The following is a 20515-nucleotide window of genomic DNA, read 5'->3' as shown; positions in this document are numbered from 1 at the left end:
GCCATCGAAACGTTTGCGCAATCGATTCGATAGTCGTTTTGATCTGATTAGACTAATGTTGTCTGGAATGGAGCAAAGCAGACATATGACCTCCGCTCGCTCACCACCCGAACTTTGTGGGCACGTTTAGGAACGGTGCGCGAGCAGATACCAACCCGTCGGAAAGATCACGGTCCCGAGAGACGCTTCAATCTGGCGTCACGCACCTTATCGGCTCGCTGGCGGCACTGGCGGGACATCGTCGGCTATTTCCTGCCTGAGCCTTGGTCCTTTGCTGAGCCGGCGACCGAGCGCATCGACGAAATTGTCGTAGCGCTGCAAGCCCTTGGCGCGCGCCTCCGCTTGCGCCGATTCCGGCAAGGCTGGAGTCGAGTTGAGCCAAAACCGGACGAACAATGCTAGCGTCTCAATAGCAATTCCGACGTCACGCTCGACCCGCTGCACGCGTCGATCGATCTGGTCGAGGCGGCGAGTGATCGCCGCTTGCTTTCGTTCTTCGGCGTCCGGCGACAGGAACGACGCGAGCGCAGCCTCGGCGACCAGTGACAGCGAGACCTCGCGCCGCCCAGCGTAATCCGCCAGTGCCCTCATTATGTCAGGGTCGAGATAGGCAGACAGACGTCTTTTCTTGGCGTTCTTCATGCGCTCAAAGCTCAATGCCATCATTGGGGTCAAGGGCGGCCTGACGAGCTGCGCGTCTCATGGCTTGATCGACACTGCGGCGACGAACGGCGTCATCATCGGGCTCATCCCTGTCGAGGTCGAACTCATCGTCGCAGCGTGCCGTTCGTTCCGGCGCGATGTCTTCGTGTTCGGGAAGCTCGGGCTGGCGGCGAATGCCGCCATTGGCCGGATCCTCGTCCTGCTGATCCCTGGCAAGCCTCAGCTTGCGAGATTTGCCTTCCGGCTCAGCAAGAAGTGTCGTGTCGGTCCAGTCGTCAGGGCGAGCGTTCTGCGTTGTCCCTCCGGTCCTTGGTGGCGGCAAGACACGCTCGGCAAGACGCGGGTCGGCAAAGTAGCGTGCCTTCTTCGCACGGACTGGGAACTGGCCCGAGATCATAATGATCGCCTCGGTCGGCGGCAGCTGCATGATCTCGCCCGGCGTCATCAGTGCACGCGCCGTTTCCTGCCGCGACACCATCAGATGCCCGAGCCAGGGCGACAATCTGTGCCCCGCATAGTTCTTCATGGCGCGCAACTCGGTCGCGGTCCCCAGAGAGTCTGAGACGCGCTTGGCCGTCCTCTCGTCATTCGTGGCGAAGCTCACCCGCACATGACAATTGTCGAGGATGGAATTGTTCGGTCCGTAGGCCTTCTCGATCTGATTGAGCGATTGTGCAATCAGGAACGACTTGATGCCATACCCGGCCATGAAGGCCAGCGCGCTTTCGAAGAAATCGAGCCTGCCAAGCGCGGGAAACTCGTCCAGCAGCATCAAAAGACGCTGCCGGTGATCCTTCGCGTGAAGATCTTCGGCGAGCCTGCGGCCGATCTGGTTAAGCACGAGTCGGATCAGCGGCTTTGTGCGACTGATGTCCGATGGCGGCACGACCAGATAAAGCGTCGTCGGCCGTGCCTCCTCGACAAGGTCTGCGATCCGCCAGTCACAGCATGACGTCACCTTGGCCACAACTGGATCGCGGTAGAGGCCCAGAAAACTCATGGCCGTCGAGAGCACGCCGGAACGCTCGTTCTCGGACTTGTTAAGCAGTTCCCGAGCAGCCGACGCCACGACGGGATGCGGGCCTGCATCACCCAAATGCCGCGTCAGCATCATGGCGCGCAGCGTTGCCTCGATTGGCCGCTCTGGATCGGAAAGGAAGTTCGCCACGCCTGCGAGGGTCTTGTCTTTCTCCGCATAGAGCACGTGCAGTATTGCGCCGACCAGCAACGAATGGCTGGTCTTCTCCCAGTGGTTGCGGCGTTCCAATGTGCCTTCTGGGTCGACCAGGACATCCGCCACGTTCTGCACATCTCGAACTTCCCACTCGCCCCGTCGCACCTCCAGCAGAGGATTGTAGGCTGCTGATCCAGCATTGGTCGGGTCGAACAGAAGCACCTGGCCGAAACGGGCCCGCCATCCGGCCGTCAGTTCCCAGTTTTCGCCTTTGATGTCGTGGACGATTGCCGAACCCGGCCAGGTCAGTAGTGACGGCACGACCAGGCCGACGCCTTTGCCGCTTCGGGTCGGTGCGAAACATAGCACGTGTTCCGGACCGTCGTGGCGCAGATAGTGTCGGCCCAACATACCCAGGATCAGCCCATCCTGACCGATCATCCCAGCGGCCTTGATTTCGTCTCGCGTCGCCCAGCGCGCCGAGCCGTAAGTCGTGGTGTCCTTTGCCTCGCGCCCCCGCCACAGCGACATCCCGATCGCTGCGACGATAGCCATGAGGCTTCCGCTCGCCGCAATCGCCGCGCCCTCCAGGAAGACCTTCGGCGCGTAGGCGTCGTAGAAAAACCACCACCAGAAAAAGGCTGGCGGCGGATAAACGGGCTGTCCAGCCAATTCGAACCACGGCGGACCGAGTTGGCTTTGAAAGCCGAGCCGCCCTGCCGTCCACTGTGTTGCTCCCCATGTCGTCGCGACGACGATCAGAAAGGCGGTGAGTATCTGGCCCCATAAAACCTTGCTTGCCGGCATCGATCGTTTCCCAAATGGATGATCGGAACAACCGAAAAGCTCGAATTCCTAAATCCGCAAGAAGAAAGGGGCGGTCGAAGCAGCATGGCGTACCCGGACGTGGAAAGACTTGCCCGATGCGGGCTCGAATGTTGAACGAGCATCGGGGGGCTGCTTTCTTCTGGAGCCGTTGAGCCGCTACTTTGCCCAATGATAATTAGTTGTCTCGGCTCAGATGGCATTTGACGAGATGGACGGGTTCTTGGAGAACCGCGGATTGCCCACGACCAAATGAACAAGAGCCCTCAGCGGCGCGCCGAGCCGGAGAACGCTCTAGTCCCGGCAAGTGGTGGTCAGCCGGAATTGCCGTTCTGCTGAGCTCGAATCTTACCGCCTCCCTGATCGGTAGCGCGATAGATCCAGAGCCGACTCGATGAGCAGACCCATCAAGTCTGTTCAATTTTGTTAATCAATTCAGTCACATCAACTATTGCCATGGACTTTCGTTGGAACTGTTGCGCGCGCCGGCCTCACGGGTCGCGGAATCTATTGGGCCGCACCAAAGTTCCAGATGTCCCGATGCAGGCGCCACGTCCCGTCGTCCCCTTTTTTCCAAACGACAATGTACTTGCCCGCAACGGTGGAAGGGGCACCGCCTTTGCTCGGCACACCGAGCGTAAATGCGCCAACTTCGTAGGCGAGATTCCCGCTCTCTTCCACTTCCAGCGCCTTCAGGGTGAGATTCTTCATCCCGGCCTTGATTGCGCCCTGCCAGAATTCTTCCACGCCCTTGCGGTCATCGACGCGTTTGCCGTCGGGTGGCAGCAGGGCGGCATCGTCGGTATACATTTGACCTACCGCTGCTGCGTTTCCGCTGTTGAAGGCGTCCATGAATTTTACCAACGCCGCTTCGATGTCCTCACGAGCCGAGTGGGCGGCCGCAGACAATGCAGACGAAAGAAGCAGCACAGCAGCAAATGCAAATGACTGAACCAGTCTCATTTCGTCCTCCCTTGCGTGCCCGACATGCCCACCCGATGAATAGCGCCGACCCAAGGGCGCCGCGGCGCGTTCGATGGCCAGGCGCGTATTTTATTAGACTTATCTGATATGACGGCGCAAGCGCAACTGCGACCCTCGGAATGACCAGCGTAGCAGCTGCCGGAGAACTTCAAAGCGGCGGCTACCGCCTCACTGCCCTCCTCGTCTCGACGAAAGAGTTCGTTCGAATGATGCTTTTCCGTGGCTTTGCTCGCAAGTTTTCGTCAGCCAGCACAGGGCCTCCTCTTACGGTCGCTGGTCGTCAAGGCCCAGCGGCCACTAGCTGACAGTCCCCCCCGTAGCCAAGCCGCTGGGCCCCTCGACGTGGGGAACGAGCATTGGAGACGATGTCGCGCTTTCCTTACAGCCCGAAGGCGGGTGACAGATGACCGCGTCAGCCTCTCCACTCCGAGCTACGATTTCACGCATTCGATCAGGCACAGCTCTCTCGGGCACCAAGCATGAGTCAGCTCCCGAATGAGCAGGTGCCGCCCAGTTCAGCTTCGGCCCTTGCGCGCGCAAAGTATTGGGCGAGATCGATCGGCAGTCCGATCGGCAAATTGGGGCAGCGATGGCGAGAATGAATGCCAGGAACTTCCCTTCGGTGCCGCTTCGTCGATCTGTTTGCCGAGAAGACGCGCGCTGCGTGCCGCCCCCCATACCGCAGAGAACTCACTTCAGGTCACACACACACGACGCCACCGACATCCTGCATCACTTTTCTACTCCGACGCCGCCACGTCACCAAGATCAGTCGCGAGCGTGATCGCGGCTATCAAATCGGGATCGCGCACCGGAGCGCTCTATGAGTGAGCCCCGAACGGCGCGCTCGAGCAATCCGGCTCGACGTAAAGCGGGCCATCCGTGCCGGCCTCGTGACTAAGACGGGCGAATGGCGGTTCCTGGACTCACCTTTTTGGTCTGAAGTCGCTTCCTTGAGCCGGTGGCGGAGTTCTTGCTTGATCGACCTCAGCACTGTTTTAGAATCGGTTTTCGGAAAATTTGTCTTGTGGCATCATTTTTCATGGGATAGGATCATTTTTCATAGGTTTTGCCGACTAAACCAAAATTCAATGGAAGGATTCGCGTTTCATGCCTGCGGTGCAACAGCACCAATTTTCAGGTCCTGTTACCGTTTTTCAGGAAATCCGCCTTCCTGAAACGGCGACCCCGGCCGGGTACAGCGCCCTGATCGGAGCCTACAGGCTCGCCGCGCCCTTGCCCCGTAGGTTGTTCGCCACTGGCGAGCATCATCGCATTACCGAACGGGATGGCTGGCGGATCATGACCCCCCGCCATGCCCCAAATCCTACCCTCGAAGGCCACCTGACCTTTGCGCTCAAGTACGAGGGACTGGACCTTGCCGTCCTCAAGCGGCTGTTCCAAGTGACCGGTCCCGCGCCGATCGAGGCGCTGGTCCGTGAAAGCCCGACCGGCAGTTATGCCCGCCGCATCTGGTTTTTATATGAATGGCTGAGGGACGCGCGTATCGATCTGCCGGACGCGGAGGCCGGACGATACATTCCGGTTGTCGATCCCGAGCTGCAGTGGCCCGGACCCGACAAGACCGCTTCGCGCTATCGCGTAAGGGACAATCTCCCCGGCACGCGTGAGTTCTGCCCTCTGGTGTTCCGCACCAAGATTCTCGAAAAATTCATCGGCCTTGAACTACCGCGGCGCGCGGAGGCAATCGTAGCGGACGTGCCGCGCGACCTCCTTGCTCGGACCGCCGCCTTTCTTTTGCTCAAAGACTCGCGATCAAGCTACGCGATCGAGGGCGAGCACCCGCCGCAAGATCGCATCCAGCGCTGGGGCCGCGCCATCGGCGAAGCCGGCCGCTGGCCGATCGATCGCGATGAGCTGCTGCGTCTGCAAAGAATTGTACTTGGTGACGCTCGTTTCGTAAGACTTGGCTTCCGAAAAGAAGGAGGTTTCGTCGGTGAGCATGATCGAGACAACGGTACGCCCTTGCCCGATCACATCAGCGCTCGGCCCGAGGACCTGCCGCGGCTAATCGATGGAATGGCGGCGTTCGATCAGGGCCCCGCGCAAAAGCTTGATGCAGTCGTAGCCGCCGCAATCCTCGCCTTCGGCTTTGTCTATATTCACCCGTTCGAGGACGGAAACGGCCGCATTCACCGCTACCTAATCCACCACGTCCTTGCCATGCGCGGCTTCAATCCGCCGGGAGTGGTCTTTCCCGTCTCGGCCGCGATCCTGGACCAGATCAACGAGTACAGGGGCGTGCTCGAGAGCTATTCGCAGCGCCTTCTGCCGTTGGTGGAATGGGAACCGACGCCGCAATTCAACGTCCGGGTGCTGAATGACACCGGTGATTTCTACCGGTTCTTCGATGCAACCCCGCACGCCGAATTCCTCTATGCTTGCGTTCAGCGGACGATCGAACGGGACCTTCCCGAGGAAACCGCATTTCTGCAGCGCTACGATCAGTTCCGGCAGCAGGTGGACGCCTTTATCGACATGCCCGAGCGGTTGACCGATCTGCTCTTCCGTTTTCTTCACCAGAATGATGGCCATCTATCGAACCGCGCGCGCGAGAAGGAATTCGCCGCGCTGACCAGTGACGAGGCAGGAAGAATCGAGGCGATCTACGCGCAAACCTTTGGTGCCCATTGAAGGTGTGATCATCAGGATCGATTTTAGTCCGACGGTTTGCGATTCCCTTGTCCCTGCCTTCATCTCCGATGCTTGACTTGTCGCCGAGACATGCACGATTTTTTCCGCACGGTCTGACCGGCCGCCGATCAGCCGCGGCCAGAACGCGCTTGACAAACCGGAGCGGTCCCGTCCAACCTCACGCATTCACCAGGGGAGTCCCGGCAAGGGGCTGAGATACTGCTGGCATTCGCGGCGCAGTGACCCGTTGAACCTGATCCAGTTCATACTGGCGTAGGGACGGTGCAAGCGCTTTGCGGGAGTTTACGCCCGAGGTCCTGTTTCGGCAGGTCGACAGAAGCGTCTTTTCATCCTTCCGGCACAGAACTGGGTCTCCAATGCAACGAGCAAAGGAGCCTCAAGATGAATGCCCTCACCCCCGCCGTCTCGACGGGACCGCTGCCTGCCTCACGCAAAATCCACAAATCCGGTACCATCCACCCGCAGCTCAGGGTGCCGATGCGCGAAATCTCCGTCCATCCGACGGCAGGCGAGCCGCCGGTGACCGCTTACGATCCGTCCGGCCCCTATACCGACCCGACTGTCGAAACCAGCATCGAAAACGGCCTTGCACGGCTTCGCCATGAATGGGTCACCGCGCGCGGCGATGTCGAAGCCTATGACGGCCGCCACGTCCGGCCAGAAGACAATGGGTTTGCGGCAGGCGAGCGCCTAACACCGGAATTTCCAGTCCGCAACCGGCCACTCCGGGCCCAGACCGGCAAGGCGGTGACACAGCTTGCCTATGCGCGCGCTGGCATCATCACGCCCGAAATGGAGTTCGTCGCCATCCGCGAGAACCTTGGTCGCGAGATCCTGCACGGCAAGCTTGAGCGCGACGGCGAGGCCTTCGGCGCGGCGATCCCCGACTTCGTCACGCCTGAATTCGTCCGCCACGAGGTGGCGCGCGGACGCGCGATCATTCCCGCCAACATCAATCATCCCGAGAGCGAACCGATGATCATCGGCCGCAATTTCCTGGTCAAGATCAACGCCAATATCGGTAACTCCGCCGTCACATCGTCGATGGCTGAAGAGGTCGAAAAGATGGTGTGGGCGATCCGCTGGGGCGCCGACACGGTGATGGATCTGTCGACCGGCCGCAACATCCACAACATCCGCGAATGGATCGTGCGCAACTCGCCGGTGCCGATCGGCACGGTGCCGCTCTACCAGGCGCTCGAAAAGGTTGGTGGCATCGCCGAGGACCTGACCTGGGAGGTCTACCGCGACACGTTGATCGAGCAGGCCGAGCAAGGCGTTGACTATTTCACCATCCACGCCGGCGTGCGGCTGCATTACATCCCGCTGACCGTTGACCGGGTCACGGGTATCGTCTCGCGCGGTGGCTCGATCATGGCAAAATGGTGCCTGCACCATCACCGGGAAAGCTTCCTCTACGAGCACTTTGCGGAGATCTGCGACATCTGCCGCGCTTATGACGTCTCCTTCTCGCTCGGCGACGGCCTTCGTCCCGGCTCGATCGCCGATGCCAACGACGCGGCGCAATTCGCCGAGCTGGAAACGCTCGGCGAGCTGACGCAGATCGCCTGGGCGAAAGATTGCCAGGTGATGATCGAGGGGCCCGGCCACGTGCCGATGCACAAGATCAAGGCGAACATGGACAAGCAGCTCGCCGTCTGTGGCGAGGCGCCGTTCTATACGCTTGGACCGCTGACGACCGACATCGCGCCGGGCTACGACCACATCACTTCCGGCATCGGCGCGGCGATGATCGGCTGGTTCGGAACGGCCATGCTCTGCTACGTCACGCCCAAGGAGCATCTCGGCCTTCCCGACCGCGATGACGTCAAGACCGGCGTGATCACCTACAAGATCGCAGCGCACGCGGCCGACCTGGCGAAGGGCCACCCGGCGGCGAAAGTCAGGGATGACGCCCTTTCCCGCGCGCGCTTCGAGTTCCGCTGGGAGGACCAGTTCAACCTGTCGCTCGACCCCGAAACCGCACGGTCCTTCCACGACCAGACCTTGCCCAAGGAGGCGCACAAGCTGGCGCATTTCTGCTCGATGTGCGGACCGAAATTCTGCTCGATGCGTATCTCTCACGACATCCGCGCCGAGGCACAGAAAGAGGGCATGGCGGCGATGGCGGCGAAATACCGCGAGGGCGGCGATCTCTACGTGCCAGCGGACGAGACCGTCGCACCGCTCACGCCTCAGCCAGGTAAGCCGTCATGAAGGTGCTGATAAAGGGGGCCGGCGTCGCCGGCCTCATCGCCGCCTTCGAACTCGCCGCCCGCGGCGCGACGGTCACGGTCGCCGAGATCCGGCATGGCCTTGGAGGCAATGCGTCGTGGTTCGCCGGCGGCATGCTGGCGCCATGGTGCGAGCGTGAAAGCGCCGAGCAGCCGGTGCTGGACCTTGGACGTGACGCTGCCGACTGGTGGGATGCGGTGCTGCCGGGTCAGGTGACACGGGGCGGAACACTTGTCGTGGCCGCCCCGCGTGATGCCGGCGAGCTCGACCGCCTCGCCAGCCGCACGTCGGGCCATCGGCGTGTCGACGAAGACGAAATTGCGCTCCTGGAGCCCGACTTAGCCGGCCGCTTTCGCCGCGGATTGCTCTTTCCCGATGAGGGCCATCTCGATCCGCGCCAGGCGATGGCAGCACTTCATGACAAGCTCGCAGCCATGGGTGTCAAATTCCACTTCGGCACCGACGCCCGGCATGTTTCCGGTTTCGATCGTCAGATCGATTGCACGGGAATGGCAGCCGCCGATGACAGGCTTCGCGGCGTTCGCGGCGAAATGCTGATCCTAAACACGCCAGACTTCTCGCTGTCGCGCCCGGTCCGGTTGCTGCATCCGCGCTTTCCGCTCTATGCGGTACCGCGTGCCGACGCCCAGTTCATGATCGGTGCGACGATGATTGAAAGCCGGTCCGCCAGACCGGTCACGGCGCGCTCCATGATGGAGCTTCTGGGTACCGCCTATGCCCTCCATCCGGCCTTTGGCGAGGCCGAGATCGTTGAAACCGGTGTCGGCGTCCGTCCAGCCTTTCCCGACAATCTGCCGCGCGTCGAAATGAGCGGAGACACCGTCGCGATCAACGGGCTCTATCGCCATGGCTTTCTTCTCGCCCCCGCCATGGCGCGCCTGGCGGGCGAAATTGTCTTCAATCACGACAAACCCGTGGAGCTTGCTCATGAAACTGATGGTCAACGGCAAAGTGCATGAGGTTGCCGCCACCACGCTGGCCGAGCTGCTTGCCGCGCTTGACTATGAGGGCGATTGGCTCGCGACCGCCGTCAACAACGACCTCGTGCACAAAGCCAGCCGGGCGGAATTCCAATTGAACGACGGCGACCGGATCGAAATCCTCTCGCCCATGCAGGGAGGCTAGCATGTTCGATCTTCTCGGGACGACGCTTCCCTCCCGCCTGCTTCTCGGCACCGCTCAATATCCTTCGCCGGCCATCCTTGCCGATGCAGTCAGGGCATCGGGCACCTCGGTGGTGACCGTCTCGTTGCGCCGTGAAATGGCAGGCGGCAGGGCTGGCGAAAAATTCTGGTCGTTGATCCGGTCGCTTGGTGTCAGAATCCTGCCCAACACTGCTGGCTGCCACTCCGTCAACGAAGCGGTCACGACCGCACAAATGGCGCGCGAAGTCTTCGGCACGCCCTGGATCAAGCTCGAAGTGATCGGCAACCACGACACGCTGCAGCCGGACGTGTTCGGTCTGCTCGAAGCCGCCCGCATCCTGTGCGAGGACGGTTTTGCGGTGTTCCCGTATACTACCGACGACCTTGTCGTCGCCGAGCGGCTGCTTGCGGCGGGCTGCAAGGTCTTGATGCCCTGGTGCGCACCGATCGGTTCCGCCCTCGGGCCGGTCAACATCATGGCGCTGCGCTCGATGCGCGGACATTTCCCTGATGTCCCGCTGATCGTGGATGCTGGTCTCGGACGGCCATCGCACGCGGCAACAGTCATGGAGTTCGGCTTTGATGCCGTGCTCCTGAACACAGCGGTCGCCAAGGCGGCCGATCCGGTCGGCATGGCGCGTGCGTTCGGCAAGGCGGTCGACGCCGGTCGAGAAGCTTTCAGCTCGGGGATGCTCGAACCCCGCGACGTCGCGGTGCCATCGACACCAACATTCGGCAGGGCGGTTTTCTCATGAAGCTCGATCCCTTCTACCTGATCGTCGACAGCGCCGCCTGGATCGAACGGCTGGTGCCACTTGGCGTCAAGCTGGTTCAGTTGCGCATCAAGGATAGGGACGAGGCCACGCTGCGGACGGAAATCCGCCGCGCGAACGGCGTCTGCGCGGTCCATGGTTGCCAACTGATCGTCAACGATTATTGGCGGCTCGCCATTGAGGAAGGCTGCGACTTCGTCCATCTCGGCCAAGAGGATTTGGCTGCGGCCGACCTGCTGGCGATTAAGTACGCCGGATTGAAGCTCGGGCTCAGCACGCACGATCATCTCGAACTGGAAACGGCCATCGCTGCCGAGCCCGACTATATCGCGCTCGGCCCCATCTATCCCACCATCCTGAAGCAGATGAAATGGGCGCCGCAAGGGCTCGAGCGGATCAGCGAGTGGAAGCATCGAGTGGCGCCGATCCCATTGGTCTCCATCGGCGGCCTCAACCCCGACCGGCTCGACGGTGTCTTCGAGGCTGGTGCGGACAGCGCGGCGGTGGTCACCGACATCACGTTGAATGCCGATCCCGAAGCGCGCACGCGAGAATGGATCGAAAAGACAAAGCCATGGCGCTGAGGCGAGAACCGCATGTGCTCGTGGTCGGCGGATCAGACCCCAGCGGTGGGGCTGGAATTGCACGTGATATCGAGACGATCTCTTCCATTGGCGTGCGCACCTGCCTGGCTGTCACAGCGCTGACGGTGCAGACGCACGAAGCCGTAATGGAAATCCATCCTTCGCAGCCCGATCTTGTGGCCGATCAGATGTGCGCCGCGCTACAGGCCAACAAGGTGGCGGCAATTAAGATCGGCATGCTCGCAACGGATGAGATCGTCGTTGCCATTGCCGGCGTGCTGCGCGAAAATCCGCAGGTGCCGGCAGTGCTCGATCCGGTGCTGGCCTCGAGCTCCGGCCGGGGGCTTCTGGAAGCAGGTGCCATCGCTGCCATGAGGCGCGACCTGATGCCGCTTTGCTGCCTTGTGACCCCCAATCTCCTGGAGCTGGCGCTCCTTGTTGGTGCGGAACCGCCAGCCGACGAGAGCGACGCGGTGAGACTGGGACGGAAATTGCTGGCAGCCGGCGTGCCGGGCCTGCTGATCAAAGGGGGCCACGCATCAGGACCTCGATCAACCGATATTCTGTTGCGTTCCGATCAAGAACCAATCCGCTTCGACGCACCTCGTCTTGTCGCATCAATGCGCGGGACGGGTTGCATGCTGGCTAGCGCGATTGCGGCGCATCTGGCGAAGGCGAAGCCGCTCGAAGACAGTGTGCGCGAAGGCAAGCGGCTTGTCTTGGCCATGTTTAAGAAGAATGCAGCAGACCGACGAAGCTTGTAAAATTTTCCAACTCTCGAAAGAAACGCCTGCCTCTCGCGGGTCCGGGCTGGTAATTTCCCCTCGTAATTCACCTCACTCGACAGGAGTAGTTTGACGGCCTCGCCAGGCGGCGACCGCGAGATCAACGATGGCGAGGCGGCCGTCGTGCGCCGTATCTAGTGCGTTGTGTGGCATCCTTTCCCCCCATCCGACTGCGATCCTGGAATTCACCTTGGTCGCGAGCTCCTGCTAAACGATGCCCCTCGACGGGAGCGGTCGATCCCGCGTCTCGGCTGCGGCGGCGCTAGGCTGACGCTCCTTATGCCGTCCTGTTGAACCGGACTTGGGATCACGAACTGCTCCATGCGGCACTCGTTGACAAGCCTGCCGTGATATGAACAGGATTATACAGGATCACTGAACAGGTACCCATATGAAGCGGCGCTTGGTTCAACTGTCTCCCGGCACGGGCAAGCCCGAACAGATCGCCACCGTTCTCGAACATGAAATCCGCTCCGGTGTTCTCGGCTTCGGCGACCGGCTGCAAAGCGAGAACAAGCTCGTCCAGCGTTTCTCCGTCAGCCGCAACACCGTCCGCAAAGGCCTCGAGGAACTGTCCAACCGCGGGCTGATCACCACCAAGGTCGGCATCGGCTCTTTCGTCACCTTCGATGGCAAGCCCGTTGATGACTCCATCGGTTGGTCGCGGGCGCTCGCCAACGCCGGCGCCAACGCCGAGACGCGGACGCTGCGGCTCGAGGTGATCGAGGACCCCGGTCTTGCCGCACTGCTTGGTATAGAAAACCCGTTTTTCATCGCTGTCGACCGGGTGCGCACCAATGCCAGCGACGGCCACGCCATCTCCATCGAGCGCAGCCGCCTGCCATTGTCGCCGGAACTGGAGGACGTGCCGTTGCGCGGCCTGCGCGAAGGCTCGCTGCACCAGACGCTGCGCGGCGCGGGCCTCATTCCCGACCATGGCGAGGAATGGGTCGGCATCGAAATGCTCAACGCCGAGGACTCTGCAATCCTCGGTTGCCCGCAAGGCACGCCGTTCCTTCGCGGTCGCCGGTTGACCCGCGCCGCCGATGACCGGCCGATCGAATATGTGACCAGCCTGCTCAACCCGGCGCATTTTGCGCTGCATATGAGGTTCTGAGTGATGCCGGACGACAACACCGGGAATATGATTGATCGGGCCATGGGGGCGCTTGTCGGCGGGGCACTGGGGGATGCGCTGGGCATGCCGACGCAGCTTTTGTCGCCGGCCCGGATTGCCGAACTCTACGCCCATGTAGAGGGCTTCATTGCTCCTTTCGCCGACCATCCGGTGTCGAAGGGGCTTCCCGCTGGAACGATCACCGACGACACCGAACAGGCGCTTCTGCTTGGCCGTATCCTGGTCGAATCCGGTAACCGCTTCGATCATGCGCGGTGGGTCAACGCGCTGCTCGACTGGGAGCGCGACGTCAAAGCGCGCGGCAGCTACGATCTGCTGGGACCATCGACCAAACGCGCCATCGACGCCATCAACAATGGCGTGCCGGCCGAGGAAGCGGGGCGCAGCGGCGACACAAATGGTGCGGCCATGCGCATTGCGCCGGTCGGCATCATGATGCCGCCAGAGCCGCTGGACGCGCTGGTCGCCAAAGTTGCCGAGACCTGCCGGGCCACGCACAACACCTCGGTTGCCATTGCGGCCGCAGCCGCCGTTGCGGCGGCCGTCAGCCGCGGCGTCGCCGGCGGCGACTGGCGCGCCGCTTCCGACAGCGCCATCGCCGCGGCGAGGTGCGGAGCAACGCTCGGCCATTGGGTGACCGGCGGTGACATTGCCGCGCGCATTGGGTGGGGGCAGGAGCTTGTGCGCGGCAAGGCGACGAAGGACGCGATCCGGCTGATCACCGATCTGGTCGGCACCGGCGTCGCCAGTCAGGAGTCCGTTCCGGCTGCATTCGCCGTGCTGGAAGTCGCCGGCGGTAATCCCTGGCAAGCGGCGGTGATCAGTGCCAATCTCGGTGGCGACACTGATACGATCGGCGCCATCGCGACCGGCGTGGCCGGCGCCTGCACCGGCTTTTCCCGACTGCCTCAGAACCGCATTGCAGACCTCAAGGGCATCGACATTGCGGCGGTTGGCGCGCTCACCGCCGACCTTGTTGCGGCCCGTATATCCAAGCGCCGTGCCGACAGGACGGGTCCCGGCAAGGATGCGGCGGCATGAGTGGGCGTCTCGTCCATGTCGGCAGCGCGGTGGTCGACTATGTCTACCGCATCGACGCCTTGCCGGCGCCGGGTACGGAGAAGACGGCGTCGAGCTACACGCAAGTCGCCGGCGGCGGCTTCAACATGATGGTCGCGGCCAGCCGCACCGGCATGAAGGTGGTGTTCGGCGGCCAGCTCGGCAGCGGACCCAATGGCGACTTCCTGCGCACGGCCTTAGCCAATGAGGGGATCGAGACGCTGACGACGCCATCGCCCGTCATGGACAGCGGCAATTGCGTCGCCATGATCAGCAGCGATGCCGAGCGCACCTTCGTCTCGTGGCCTGGTGCGGAGAGCTTGCTCAGCCTTGACATGATGGCGCCCGTCTCGGTCGCCCCGGGGGATTGGGTGTTCACCTCCGGCTATACGCTTAGCTATCCGGGAAGCCGAAACGCGCTTGTCGACTGGATCGAGGCACTTCCGGCCGACACACCGCTTGTCCTCGACCCGACACCTGTCGTCGTCGACATTCCCCGCCCTATCCTGCCTCGGATACTCGCCCGCACCACCTGGTTGAGCTGCAACAGGATGGAAGCGGCCGCGATTGCCGGTCCGGGCGACGTCGAGGCACTCGCGTCACGGCTTCTTAGCGACCACTCCCCGAAGGCCGTCGGCGTCGTTATTCGCGCCGGAGCGAAAGGCTGCCACATACGGCTGGCCGATGGCTCGGCGCAAACGAGTGCCGGCTTCGAGGTCGACGCCATCGACACCAATGGCGCCGGCGACACCCATATCGGCGCTTTCGTCAGTGCGCTGGCGCGCGGCGCGCCGCCTTTTGAAGCAGCGCGCTACGCCAATGCGGCGGCGGCCATTTCCGTCACCCGCCACGGTGGTTCATCAGCGCCGACCGACCACGAAATCCAGACATTCCTAAGCCATGCCGGCGGTCCGCCGATCGGCCTCCATGGCCGGAAGCAAGAGGCCAAACGCCCGACAGCCTGACAAAGCCCGGGAAGCGGGCAAACACAGAGAGGAACGAACATGCGCATGCCCGACTTGACTGCCCTGCTGACGGCGACCGCCGTCTTCACCTCCGCACTCGCATTTGCCGCCAAGGCCGACGAGGTGCACGTACTCAACTGGAAGGGCTACGGCGCCGACGAGCCGTGGGCCATCGAAGCCTTCGAGAAGGCGACCGGCCACAAGGTCGTCAACGATTTTTTCAATTCCGAACAGGAGATGCTGACCAAGCTCAGGACCAATCCCGGCCTTTACGATGTGGTCATGATCAACGCCGCTTTCAACGACCAGGCGATGGCGGAAAAGCTGATCCAGCCGATCGACACGTCCAAGCTGCCGAACTTTCCCGACATCAGCAAGGACAAGGCCGGATCGCCGATGCTCGTCCATGACGGCAAGGTCTATGGCGTGCCGTGGGTCTGGGGGCTGACGGCGCTCGCCATCAATGAAAAATCCTTCGATAAGCCGCCGACGAGCATCGCCGAAATGTGGGATTCCGCTCACAAGGGCCGCGTCACCATCCGTGATGATGCCGTCGAGGCGGTTCAGTTCGGCGCCATTGCCACCGGCCAGAACATCAACGACATCAAGGATATCGAGGCGGTCAAGGCGAAGCTCACCTCGCTGATGCCGCAGATCAAGACGTTCTGGAGCTCGGAGAACGACTGGAACCAGATGGCTGCCTCTAACCAGATCGACATCGGCACCTATTGGAGCGGCTCGGCCGATCGCGCCAAGACCCATTTCAAGCTGCCGGTCTCGCTCGTGATCCCGCAGGAGGGCGCTGTCGCCTGGCTCGACGCCTTCTCAATTCCGGTCGGTTCCAAGAATGTCGCCGGCGCCGAGGCCTTCATCAACTACATGATCGACCCGAAGTTCTATGTCGAATGGGTCACCAAGGTCGGAGCCCCGGTATCCGCCAACACCAAGGCTGTAGAAGCACTTCCCGGGGATGCGTTCAACCGCAAGGTGATGGGTGACCCGGCAGTCGCCAAGCGCATTCAGTTCCAGGCGCCGATCACAGACGCCCAGCGCGAAACCTATCTGTCGCTCTGGCAGCAGCTCAAGGTCGACGTGAAGTAACAGCAGAAGCCGGGATCAGCCGACCATCCATGTCGGCTGATGCTTCCCCATCCTGGGAGGTGGATGTCATGGCAGCACAGGTTGCGGCCGCGTCGCGCAGCGGATTGAGATCGGCCTTGCCACTGCTGGCGCCTGCCTATCTCTGGCTGACGGTTGCGATCTTCCTGCCGCTCTCAGCCATGGTCTTCTTCTCCTTCATGACCGACCTGCCGCTGTCGGGAAAGCCGTGGGCGTTCACGCTCGAAAACTATGCCGCCTTCTTTTCACAAAGCCTTTATCTGACATTGCTTTTGGCCTCGCTGCGCCTCGGCCTCGAGGTGACGCTGTGGTGCATCGTCATCGGTTATCCCGCCGCTTATGTGCTGGCCAAGGTGCTGAAAGGCCGCACCCGAGAGGCGATTTTCCTGCTCGTCATCCTGCCGTTCTGGTCGAACGGGCTGGTGCGTATCTTCTCCTGGGCGATGGTGTTGCGTGAAGGCGGCATTCTCGACACTGCGCTCAACGCCGTCCTGCCGTTCAAGATCAACATCGACCTAATGTATTCCTATCCGGCCGTAATCATCGGGCTGGTGCACTCCTACGTGCCTTACATGGTGCTGACCTGCTATCTGACCCTGCAGGCCATCGATGACTCGCTAATCGAAGCCGGGCGCTCGCTCGGCGCCTCGCGGCTGCAGGTGCTGAATCGAGTCATCATTCCGCTGTCGATGCCGGGGCTGGTGGCGGGCGCAGCGCTCGTCTTCGTCCCGGTTGTTGGTTCGTTCATGGAACCGCGCATCCTCGGCGGCCGTACCGGCACCTTTTACGGCACTGTCATCGAGGACCAGTTCGTCGCCGTGTTCAACTGGCCGCTGGGTGCTGCGCTCTCCTTTATCCTGTTGGCCGTCGTGCTGGTCATCCTGGCGGTTGCCTCGCCGGTGCTGCGGAGGGCTACGTGATGGCGACGACACGTGTTCTCGAATGGCTCGGCCGCCTTTACATCTGGCTATTGCTCGCCTTCCTCTATGTGCCAATCATCATCATGGCGCTAATGTCTTTCAACGTTTCGCCCTTCTACCAGCTGCCGTTCGAATGGACGGCGGAATGGTATGTCTCGCTGTGGCAGAACGACCAGCTTATCTCAGCCACCTGGAACAGTGTCGAAATCGCAGTCATCACTACCATCATCTGCGTCGTGCTTGGCTCGGCGGCGTCACTTGCGCTCTACCGCTATGAGTTTCGCGGCAAGAAATTCCTGCAGGCGCTGCTGTTTCCGCCAATCGCCATTCCGTGGCTGATAACCGGCACGGCGATGTTGATCTTCTTCTTCGGCGTCGGCATTGGGCGCGGCCTGTTCGCCATCCTGCTTGGCCACGTCGCGCTTGCGCTTCCCTACGTCATTGTCGTCGTGTCGGCCCGACTGCAGACCTTCGCGCACGAGCTGGAAGAGGCGGCGCGCTCGCTCGGCGCCAATCAATGGCAGTTGACGAACCGCGTCACGCTGCCCTGGATCATGCCGGGCGTCATTGCCGGTGGGCTGTTCGCCTTCGCCGTGTCCTTCGACCAGTTCGTCGTATCCTACTTCTTGTCGACGCCCGGCCAGACGACGCTGCCGGTCGAAATCTACGCCGCGATCCGCAAAGGTTTCACGCCCGAGATCAATGCTGTCTCGACGATCATCATTGTCGTGTCGATGGCGCTGATGCTGCTGACAGCGCGCTTCTTCAAATTCGGCGGAGAGAAATAATGGCGGGCGTGCAGGTATCGAATGTATCGCGCAGTTTTGGCACGCACAAGGCGCTGGACGATGTGTCTATCGATTTCGCCGATGGCGGCTTCTATGCCCTGCTCGGGCCGTCAGGCAGCGGCAAGACCACGCTGCTGCGACAAATCGCGGGCTTCGACTTTCCCGATTCCGGCCGCATCACCATAGGTGGTGAGAGCGTCGAACGGGTGCCAGTCGAAAAACGGCGCATCGGCATGGTGTTCCAGAACTACGCCCTATTTCCCAACATGAGCGTTGCTGGCAATGTCGCCTTTGGCCTGTCGGTGCGCGGCGAGCCCAAGGCGGTGATTGCCAGCGAGGTACAGCGCGCACTCGACCTTGTGCAACTCGGCAGGCTCGGCGGCCGCCGGCCGCATCAGCTGTCCGGCGGCCAGCGCCAACGGGTTGCGCTCGCTCGCGCGATCGTCATCCGGCCGCGCGTGCTATTGCTTGACGAGCCACTCGGCGCGCTGGACAAGGCGCTGCGCGTCGACATGCAGATCGAGCTCAAGCGCATCCAGCGCGAGATCGGCATCACCACCATCTTCGTCACCCACGACCAGGAAGAAGCGCTGACGATGAGCGACCGCATCGGCATTCTGCGCGATGGCAAGCTGGTGCAGGAAGGCTCGCCCGAGGAGATCTACGATCGGCCGACGAGTGAGTTTGCCGCCACCTTCCTGGGCGACGCCAACATCCTTCGCGGCGACAGCACGGGCAACGGCATCCGGCTGCCGGACGGCACAGCGATTGCCGTCGGCTCGGGTACCAAGCTTGCCGCTGGGGCCAAGGCAAGCTGCGCCGTGCGGCCCGAACGCATCCGCATCTTCACCGATGCCGAGGCTCCGGATGCGGCCAACGCGAATCTGCTGCGAGGCCAGGTATCGAAGCGCATCTTCGCCGGAAATAGCAGCACCTACTTTGTCGAGCGTGCTGGCCAGACGCTCAAGGTGATTGTGCAGAATACCGGCGCTGTCAGGCTGGCGGAAGGTCAGGATGTCGTGCTGCATTGGTCGCCGGAAAGCACAGTCTTGATCGTCGCGGGGTAGCAGGCCAGAGATGGACCACTGACCGACTCAGATGGGGCTTTTGTGATGGCAAAAGATTGCGACCTCCTGGTTGAGGTCCGCGCCAGAAACGCCGATACGTCCCGCCTACGAGACCATGCCAGTTTTTTGGTGGTCTTGCGGCCCGGAGCAACCGATCCCGGCAATGATGATGGACAACGACATGGTTGGCATGGCCAAGGTCTTGCCGATTGACAGTTTCACTCAGAAGCGGTGCGCCGGGCTTGCGGCTAGTGCGCCGTTTGCTGCTGTTTTGAGATTTGGCCAGGCGCGTATTCATTGGCCTCGAAGACAAGCCTCCGTCAAGCCAGGCATCACGATCTTTGCCTCTAATCCTCCCACATTCAATGTCGCTTTCGGGACCCGGCAAACCGATCCAAGGCACGGCTGCGAGCACGCGCCCTGGGGAGCCGGAGTAGACCTTTGAGCGGGGTGCGGATGGCAGTTTTGAACGTGCGATCCCATCGTCCCGAACGATGTGGGTTTACCAGCAAGTCGTTATTGTTCCTGGGCTCCTTCGCCACGTTCGCTCACGACTGGTCGCGTTTCCTTTCGCCGTTTCTGTGGGAAACCTGTGGGATGAGCACACCGCGTTCGTGTCTTGCGATTTGAGTTATACTCGGAACGGTTTGCGGCGACTTGGAGAAAACTGGCTTCTTCGTGATCTTCTCGGCGGCGTCTGCCAAGAAATTAGGATGATGATGGCCGTAAGTTTCGATCAGGACATCCACTGTAATGCCAAGAAAGCCCGCAGCCTGCCACATATCGGTGCCGGCTTGCATCATCCAAGTCGCCGCGGTGTGGCGGAACACGTGCGGAGTAACGTCGGGCCCTAGGCCGGCGATTTCGCGCGCCGTCTTGAAGCTCTTGTCTATCGACCGCACCGGCTTTCCATTCCATTCCACGACAAAATCCTGCGATATCTTGCGACCGATGTTCGCACTTTTGCCGCGCGATTTGGTCTCGATGTGAAGATCAGTGCGCGCCCAGCGCCGGAGGTGCGCCAGCAGCCGCTCGGGCAACGGTACAGGGGGTTGGCGCTTCTTGGTCTTCCTTGCGCCGGTGGCACCGCGATAGAAGATACCGCGGTCTAGGTCCACATGACCGCGCCCTTTCGTTGGGCGTATGGCGGCACCGCAGATTGCGGCCGAGCGCGTTCCTGTATAAAGTGCGACGAGGATGAAGCGCGCGAGATGTCGCCCAGTGCGCCGGCCACTCTCTTGGCCCTTCCATGTCTGCTTCATTCGCCAAGCTGCCCAGATCAGTGCGGCCGCCTCACTGCGGGTCAACCAGCGTTCGCGGGCGGCGGCCCTGTCTGGCAGGGTGATGACCGGTGCGGCGGTTGTATAACCCTCCTTGCGGTAGTAGTTGATGGCGGCACGAAGATCCTCGAGTTGGCGGCGCGCCGCGGCTTCGGTGGGGCGCGACGCAACGTACTCGCGGCAGAGTTTGCCATTGATGGCGGCGAGAGTTTTTTCCCCGAAGTAATCAAGGACCTTATCCAGCCGAGCCGCCGTCTCTTCTGGTGTCGCGTGCTTCGGTGCAACCTCTTTAAGGTAGAGGTTGACCACATCGG

At 61.8% G+C, this 20515-nt stretch carries 18 protein-coding genes and 1 riboswitch; of the genes, 14 read left to right on the top strand and 4 right to left on the bottom strand.

The window, feature by feature from the left end:
• Positions 1-207 precede the first annotated feature (207 nt).
• The 3 genes from NKJ15_RS19350 to NKJ15_RS19340 form a co-directional block, all read right to left on the bottom strand.
• A complete protein-coding gene (locus NKJ15_RS19350; RefSeq protein WP_352502910.1) occupies positions 208-642 on the bottom strand; it encodes a CopG family transcriptional regulator in 435 nt (144 codons plus the stop codon).
• Positions 643-646: 4 nt separating this feature from the next.
• Complete coding sequence (locus NKJ15_RS19345) at positions 647-2644, bottom strand: conjugal transfer protein TraG (protein WP_352816831.1); 1998 nt, start codon at positions 2642-2644, stop codon at positions 647-649.
• 525 nt (positions 2645-3169) lie between these two features.
• The gene (locus NKJ15_RS19340) at positions 3170-3625 is read right to left on the bottom strand and encodes a YybH family protein (protein WP_352470526.1); all 456 of its coding nucleotides are present in this window, start codon (positions 3623-3625) and stop codon (positions 3170-3172) included.
• Positions 3626-4756: 1131 nt separating this feature from the next.
• Between NKJ15_RS19340 and NKJ15_RS19335 the strand changes: the two genes are divergently transcribed.
• From NKJ15_RS19335 to NKJ15_RS19270, 14 genes are all read left to right on the top strand, one after another.
• On the top strand, positions 4757-6301 hold the full coding sequence (locus NKJ15_RS19335; RefSeq protein ID WP_352470527.1) for a Fic family protein: 1545 nt from the start codon (positions 4757-4759) through the stop codon (positions 6299-6301).
• 181 nt (positions 6302-6482) lie between these two features.
• Positions 6483-6599: riboswitch (TPP riboswitch) on the top strand.
• A gap of 104 nt (positions 6600-6703) precedes the next feature.
• Positions 6704-8539, top strand: a complete 1836-nt coding sequence (gene thiC / locus NKJ15_RS19330; RefSeq protein ID WP_352517564.1) for a phosphomethylpyrimidine synthase ThiC — start codon at positions 6704-6706, stop codon at positions 8537-8539.
• On the top strand, positions 8536-9537 hold the full coding sequence (gene thiO, locus NKJ15_RS19325) for a glycine oxidase ThiO (RefSeq protein ID WP_352816828.1): 1002 nt from the start codon (positions 8536-8538) through the stop codon (positions 9535-9537). Before thiC ends, thiO begins: the two co-directional genes overlap by 4 nt.
• Entirely contained in the window at positions 9506-9703 is a 198-nt protein-coding gene (thiS, locus tag NKJ15_RS19320) for a sulfur carrier protein ThiS (RefSeq protein ID WP_023679205.1), read from the top strand. The genes thiO and thiS overlap by 32 nt, the downstream gene beginning before the upstream one ends.
• 1 nt (position 9704) lies before the next feature.
• The gene (locus tag NKJ15_RS19315) at positions 9705-10478 is read left to right on the top strand and encodes a thiazole synthase (RefSeq protein WP_352470531.1); all 774 of its coding nucleotides are present in this window, start codon (positions 9705-9707) and stop codon (positions 10476-10478) included.
• A complete protein-coding gene (locus NKJ15_RS19310; protein ID WP_352470532.1) occupies positions 10475-11080 on the top strand; it encodes a thiamine phosphate synthase in 606 nt (201 codons plus the stop codon). Before NKJ15_RS19315 ends, NKJ15_RS19310 begins: the two co-directional genes overlap by 4 nt.
• Positions 11071-11844, top strand: coding sequence for a hydroxymethylpyrimidine/phosphomethylpyrimidine kinase (locus NKJ15_RS19305; protein ID WP_352816905.1), 774 nt, complete (start codon positions 11071-11073; stop codon positions 11842-11844). Before NKJ15_RS19310 ends, NKJ15_RS19305 begins: the two co-directional genes overlap by 10 nt.
• A 412-nt stretch (positions 11845-12256) precedes the next feature.
• Positions 12257-12982, top strand: coding sequence for a GntR family transcriptional regulator (locus NKJ15_RS19300; protein ID WP_352470533.1), 726 nt, complete (start codon positions 12257-12259; stop codon positions 12980-12982).
• Between the two features lie 3 nt (positions 12983-12985).
• Entirely contained in the window at positions 12986-14044 is a 1059-nt protein-coding gene (locus NKJ15_RS19295; RefSeq protein ID WP_352470534.1) for an ADP-ribosylglycohydrolase family protein, read from the top strand.
• Positions 14041-15027 carry a PfkB family carbohydrate kinase gene (locus NKJ15_RS19290; protein ID WP_352470535.1) on the top strand — a complete coding sequence of 329 codons (987 nt, stop codon included), beginning with the start codon at positions 14041-14043 and terminating at the stop codon, positions 15025-15027. Before NKJ15_RS19295 ends, NKJ15_RS19290 begins: the two co-directional genes overlap by 4 nt.
• Before the next feature lie 39 nt (positions 15028-15066).
• On the top strand, positions 15067-16128 hold the full coding sequence (locus tag NKJ15_RS19285; protein ID WP_352816823.1) for an ABC transporter substrate-binding protein: 1062 nt from the start codon (positions 15067-15069) through the stop codon (positions 16126-16128).
• 68 nt (positions 16129-16196) lie between these two features.
• Positions 16197-17066 carry an ABC transporter permease gene (locus NKJ15_RS19280; protein WP_352470537.1) on the top strand — a complete coding sequence of 290 codons (870 nt, stop codon included), beginning with the start codon at positions 16197-16199 and terminating at the stop codon, positions 17064-17066.
• Positions 17066-17854, top strand: coding sequence for an ABC transporter permease (locus NKJ15_RS19275; protein WP_352470538.1), 789 nt, complete (start codon positions 17066-17068; stop codon positions 17852-17854). The genes NKJ15_RS19280 and NKJ15_RS19275 overlap by 1 nt, the downstream gene beginning before the upstream one ends.
• The gene (locus tag NKJ15_RS19270; protein WP_352470539.1) at positions 17854-18921 is read left to right on the top strand and encodes an ABC transporter ATP-binding protein; all 1068 of its coding nucleotides are present in this window, start codon (positions 17854-17856) and stop codon (positions 18919-18921) included. The genes NKJ15_RS19275 and NKJ15_RS19270 overlap by 1 nt, the downstream gene beginning before the upstream one ends.
• 548 nt (positions 18922-19469) lie before the next feature.
• On the opposite strand, the gene NKJ15_RS19265 is transcribed toward NKJ15_RS19270, so the two are convergent.
• Positions 19470-20510, bottom strand: coding sequence for a tyrosine-type recombinase/integrase (locus NKJ15_RS19265; protein WP_352470540.1), 1041 nt, complete (start codon positions 20508-20510; stop codon positions 19470-19472).
• Between the last annotated feature and the right edge of the window lie 5 nt (positions 20511-20515).

It is taken from the genome of Mesorhizobium sp. M0207 (genome assembly GCF_040321995.1).
Lineage (GTDB): Bacteria > Pseudomonadota > Alphaproteobacteria > Rhizobiales > Rhizobiaceae > Mesorhizobium.
Note: the sequence above shows the minus strand (reverse complement) of the source record. Positions and strands in the feature narration are given on the sequence as shown.

Excerpts from the sequence above, each read along its gene's own strand:
- NKJ15_RS19295 (WP_352470534.1), top strand. The coding sequence starts at position 12,986 with ATGCCGGACGACAACACCGGGAATATGATTGATCGGGCCATGGGGGCG.
- NKJ15_RS19340 (WP_352470526.1), bottom strand. The coding sequence starts at position 3,625 with ATGAGACTGGTTCAGTCATTTGCATTTGCTGCTGTGCTGCTTCTTTCG.
- NKJ15_RS19290 (WP_352470535.1), top strand. The coding sequence starts at position 14,041 with ATGAGTGGGCGTCTCGTCCATGTCGGCAGCGCGGTGGTCGACTATGTC.
- NKJ15_RS19310 (WP_352470532.1), top strand. The coding sequence starts at position 10,475 with ATGAAGCTCGATCCCTTCTACCTGATCGTCGACAGCGCCGCCTGGATC.
- NKJ15_RS19305 (WP_352816905.1), top strand. The coding sequence starts at position 11,071 with ATGGCGCTGAGGCGAGAACCGCATGTGCTCGTGGTCGGCGGATCAGAC.
- thiC (WP_352517564.1), top strand. The coding sequence starts at position 6,704 with ATGAATGCCCTCACCCCCGCCGTCTCGACGGGACCGCTGCCTGCCTCA.
- NKJ15_RS19350 (WP_352502910.1), bottom strand. The coding sequence starts at position 642 with ATGAAGAACGCCAAGAAAAGACGTCTGTCTGCCTATCTCGACCCTGAC.
- NKJ15_RS19280 (WP_352470537.1), top strand. The coding sequence starts at position 16,197 with ATGGCAGCACAGGTTGCGGCCGCGTCGCGCAGCGGATTGAGATCGGCC.
- NKJ15_RS19345 (WP_352816831.1), bottom strand. The coding sequence starts at position 2,644 with ATGCCGGCAAGCAAGGTTTTATGGGGCCAGATACTCACCGCCTTTCTG.
- NKJ15_RS19285 (WP_352816823.1), top strand. The coding sequence starts at position 15,067 with ATGCGCATGCCCGACTTGACTGCCCTGCTGACGGCGACCGCCGTCTTC.
- thiO (WP_352816828.1), top strand. The coding sequence starts at position 8,536 with ATGAAGGTGCTGATAAAGGGGGCCGGCGTCGCCGGCCTCATCGCCGCC.
- NKJ15_RS19315 (WP_352470531.1), top strand. The coding sequence starts at position 9,705 with ATGTTCGATCTTCTCGGGACGACGCTTCCCTCCCGCCTGCTTCTCGGC.
- NKJ15_RS19300 (WP_352470533.1), top strand. The coding sequence starts at position 12,257 with ATGAAGCGGCGCTTGGTTCAACTGTCTCCCGGCACGGGCAAGCCCGAA.
- NKJ15_RS19275 (WP_352470538.1), top strand. The coding sequence starts at position 17,066 with ATGGCGACGACACGTGTTCTCGAATGGCTCGGCCGCCTTTACATCTGG.
- NKJ15_RS19270 (WP_352470539.1), top strand. The coding sequence starts at position 17,854 with ATGGCGGGCGTGCAGGTATCGAATGTATCGCGCAGTTTTGGCACGCAC.
- NKJ15_RS19335 (WP_352470527.1), top strand. The coding sequence starts at position 4,757 with ATGCCTGCGGTGCAACAGCACCAATTTTCAGGTCCTGTTACCGTTTTT.
- thiS (WP_023679205.1), top strand. The coding sequence starts at position 9,506 with ATGAAACTGATGGTCAACGGCAAAGTGCATGAGGTTGCCGCCACCACG.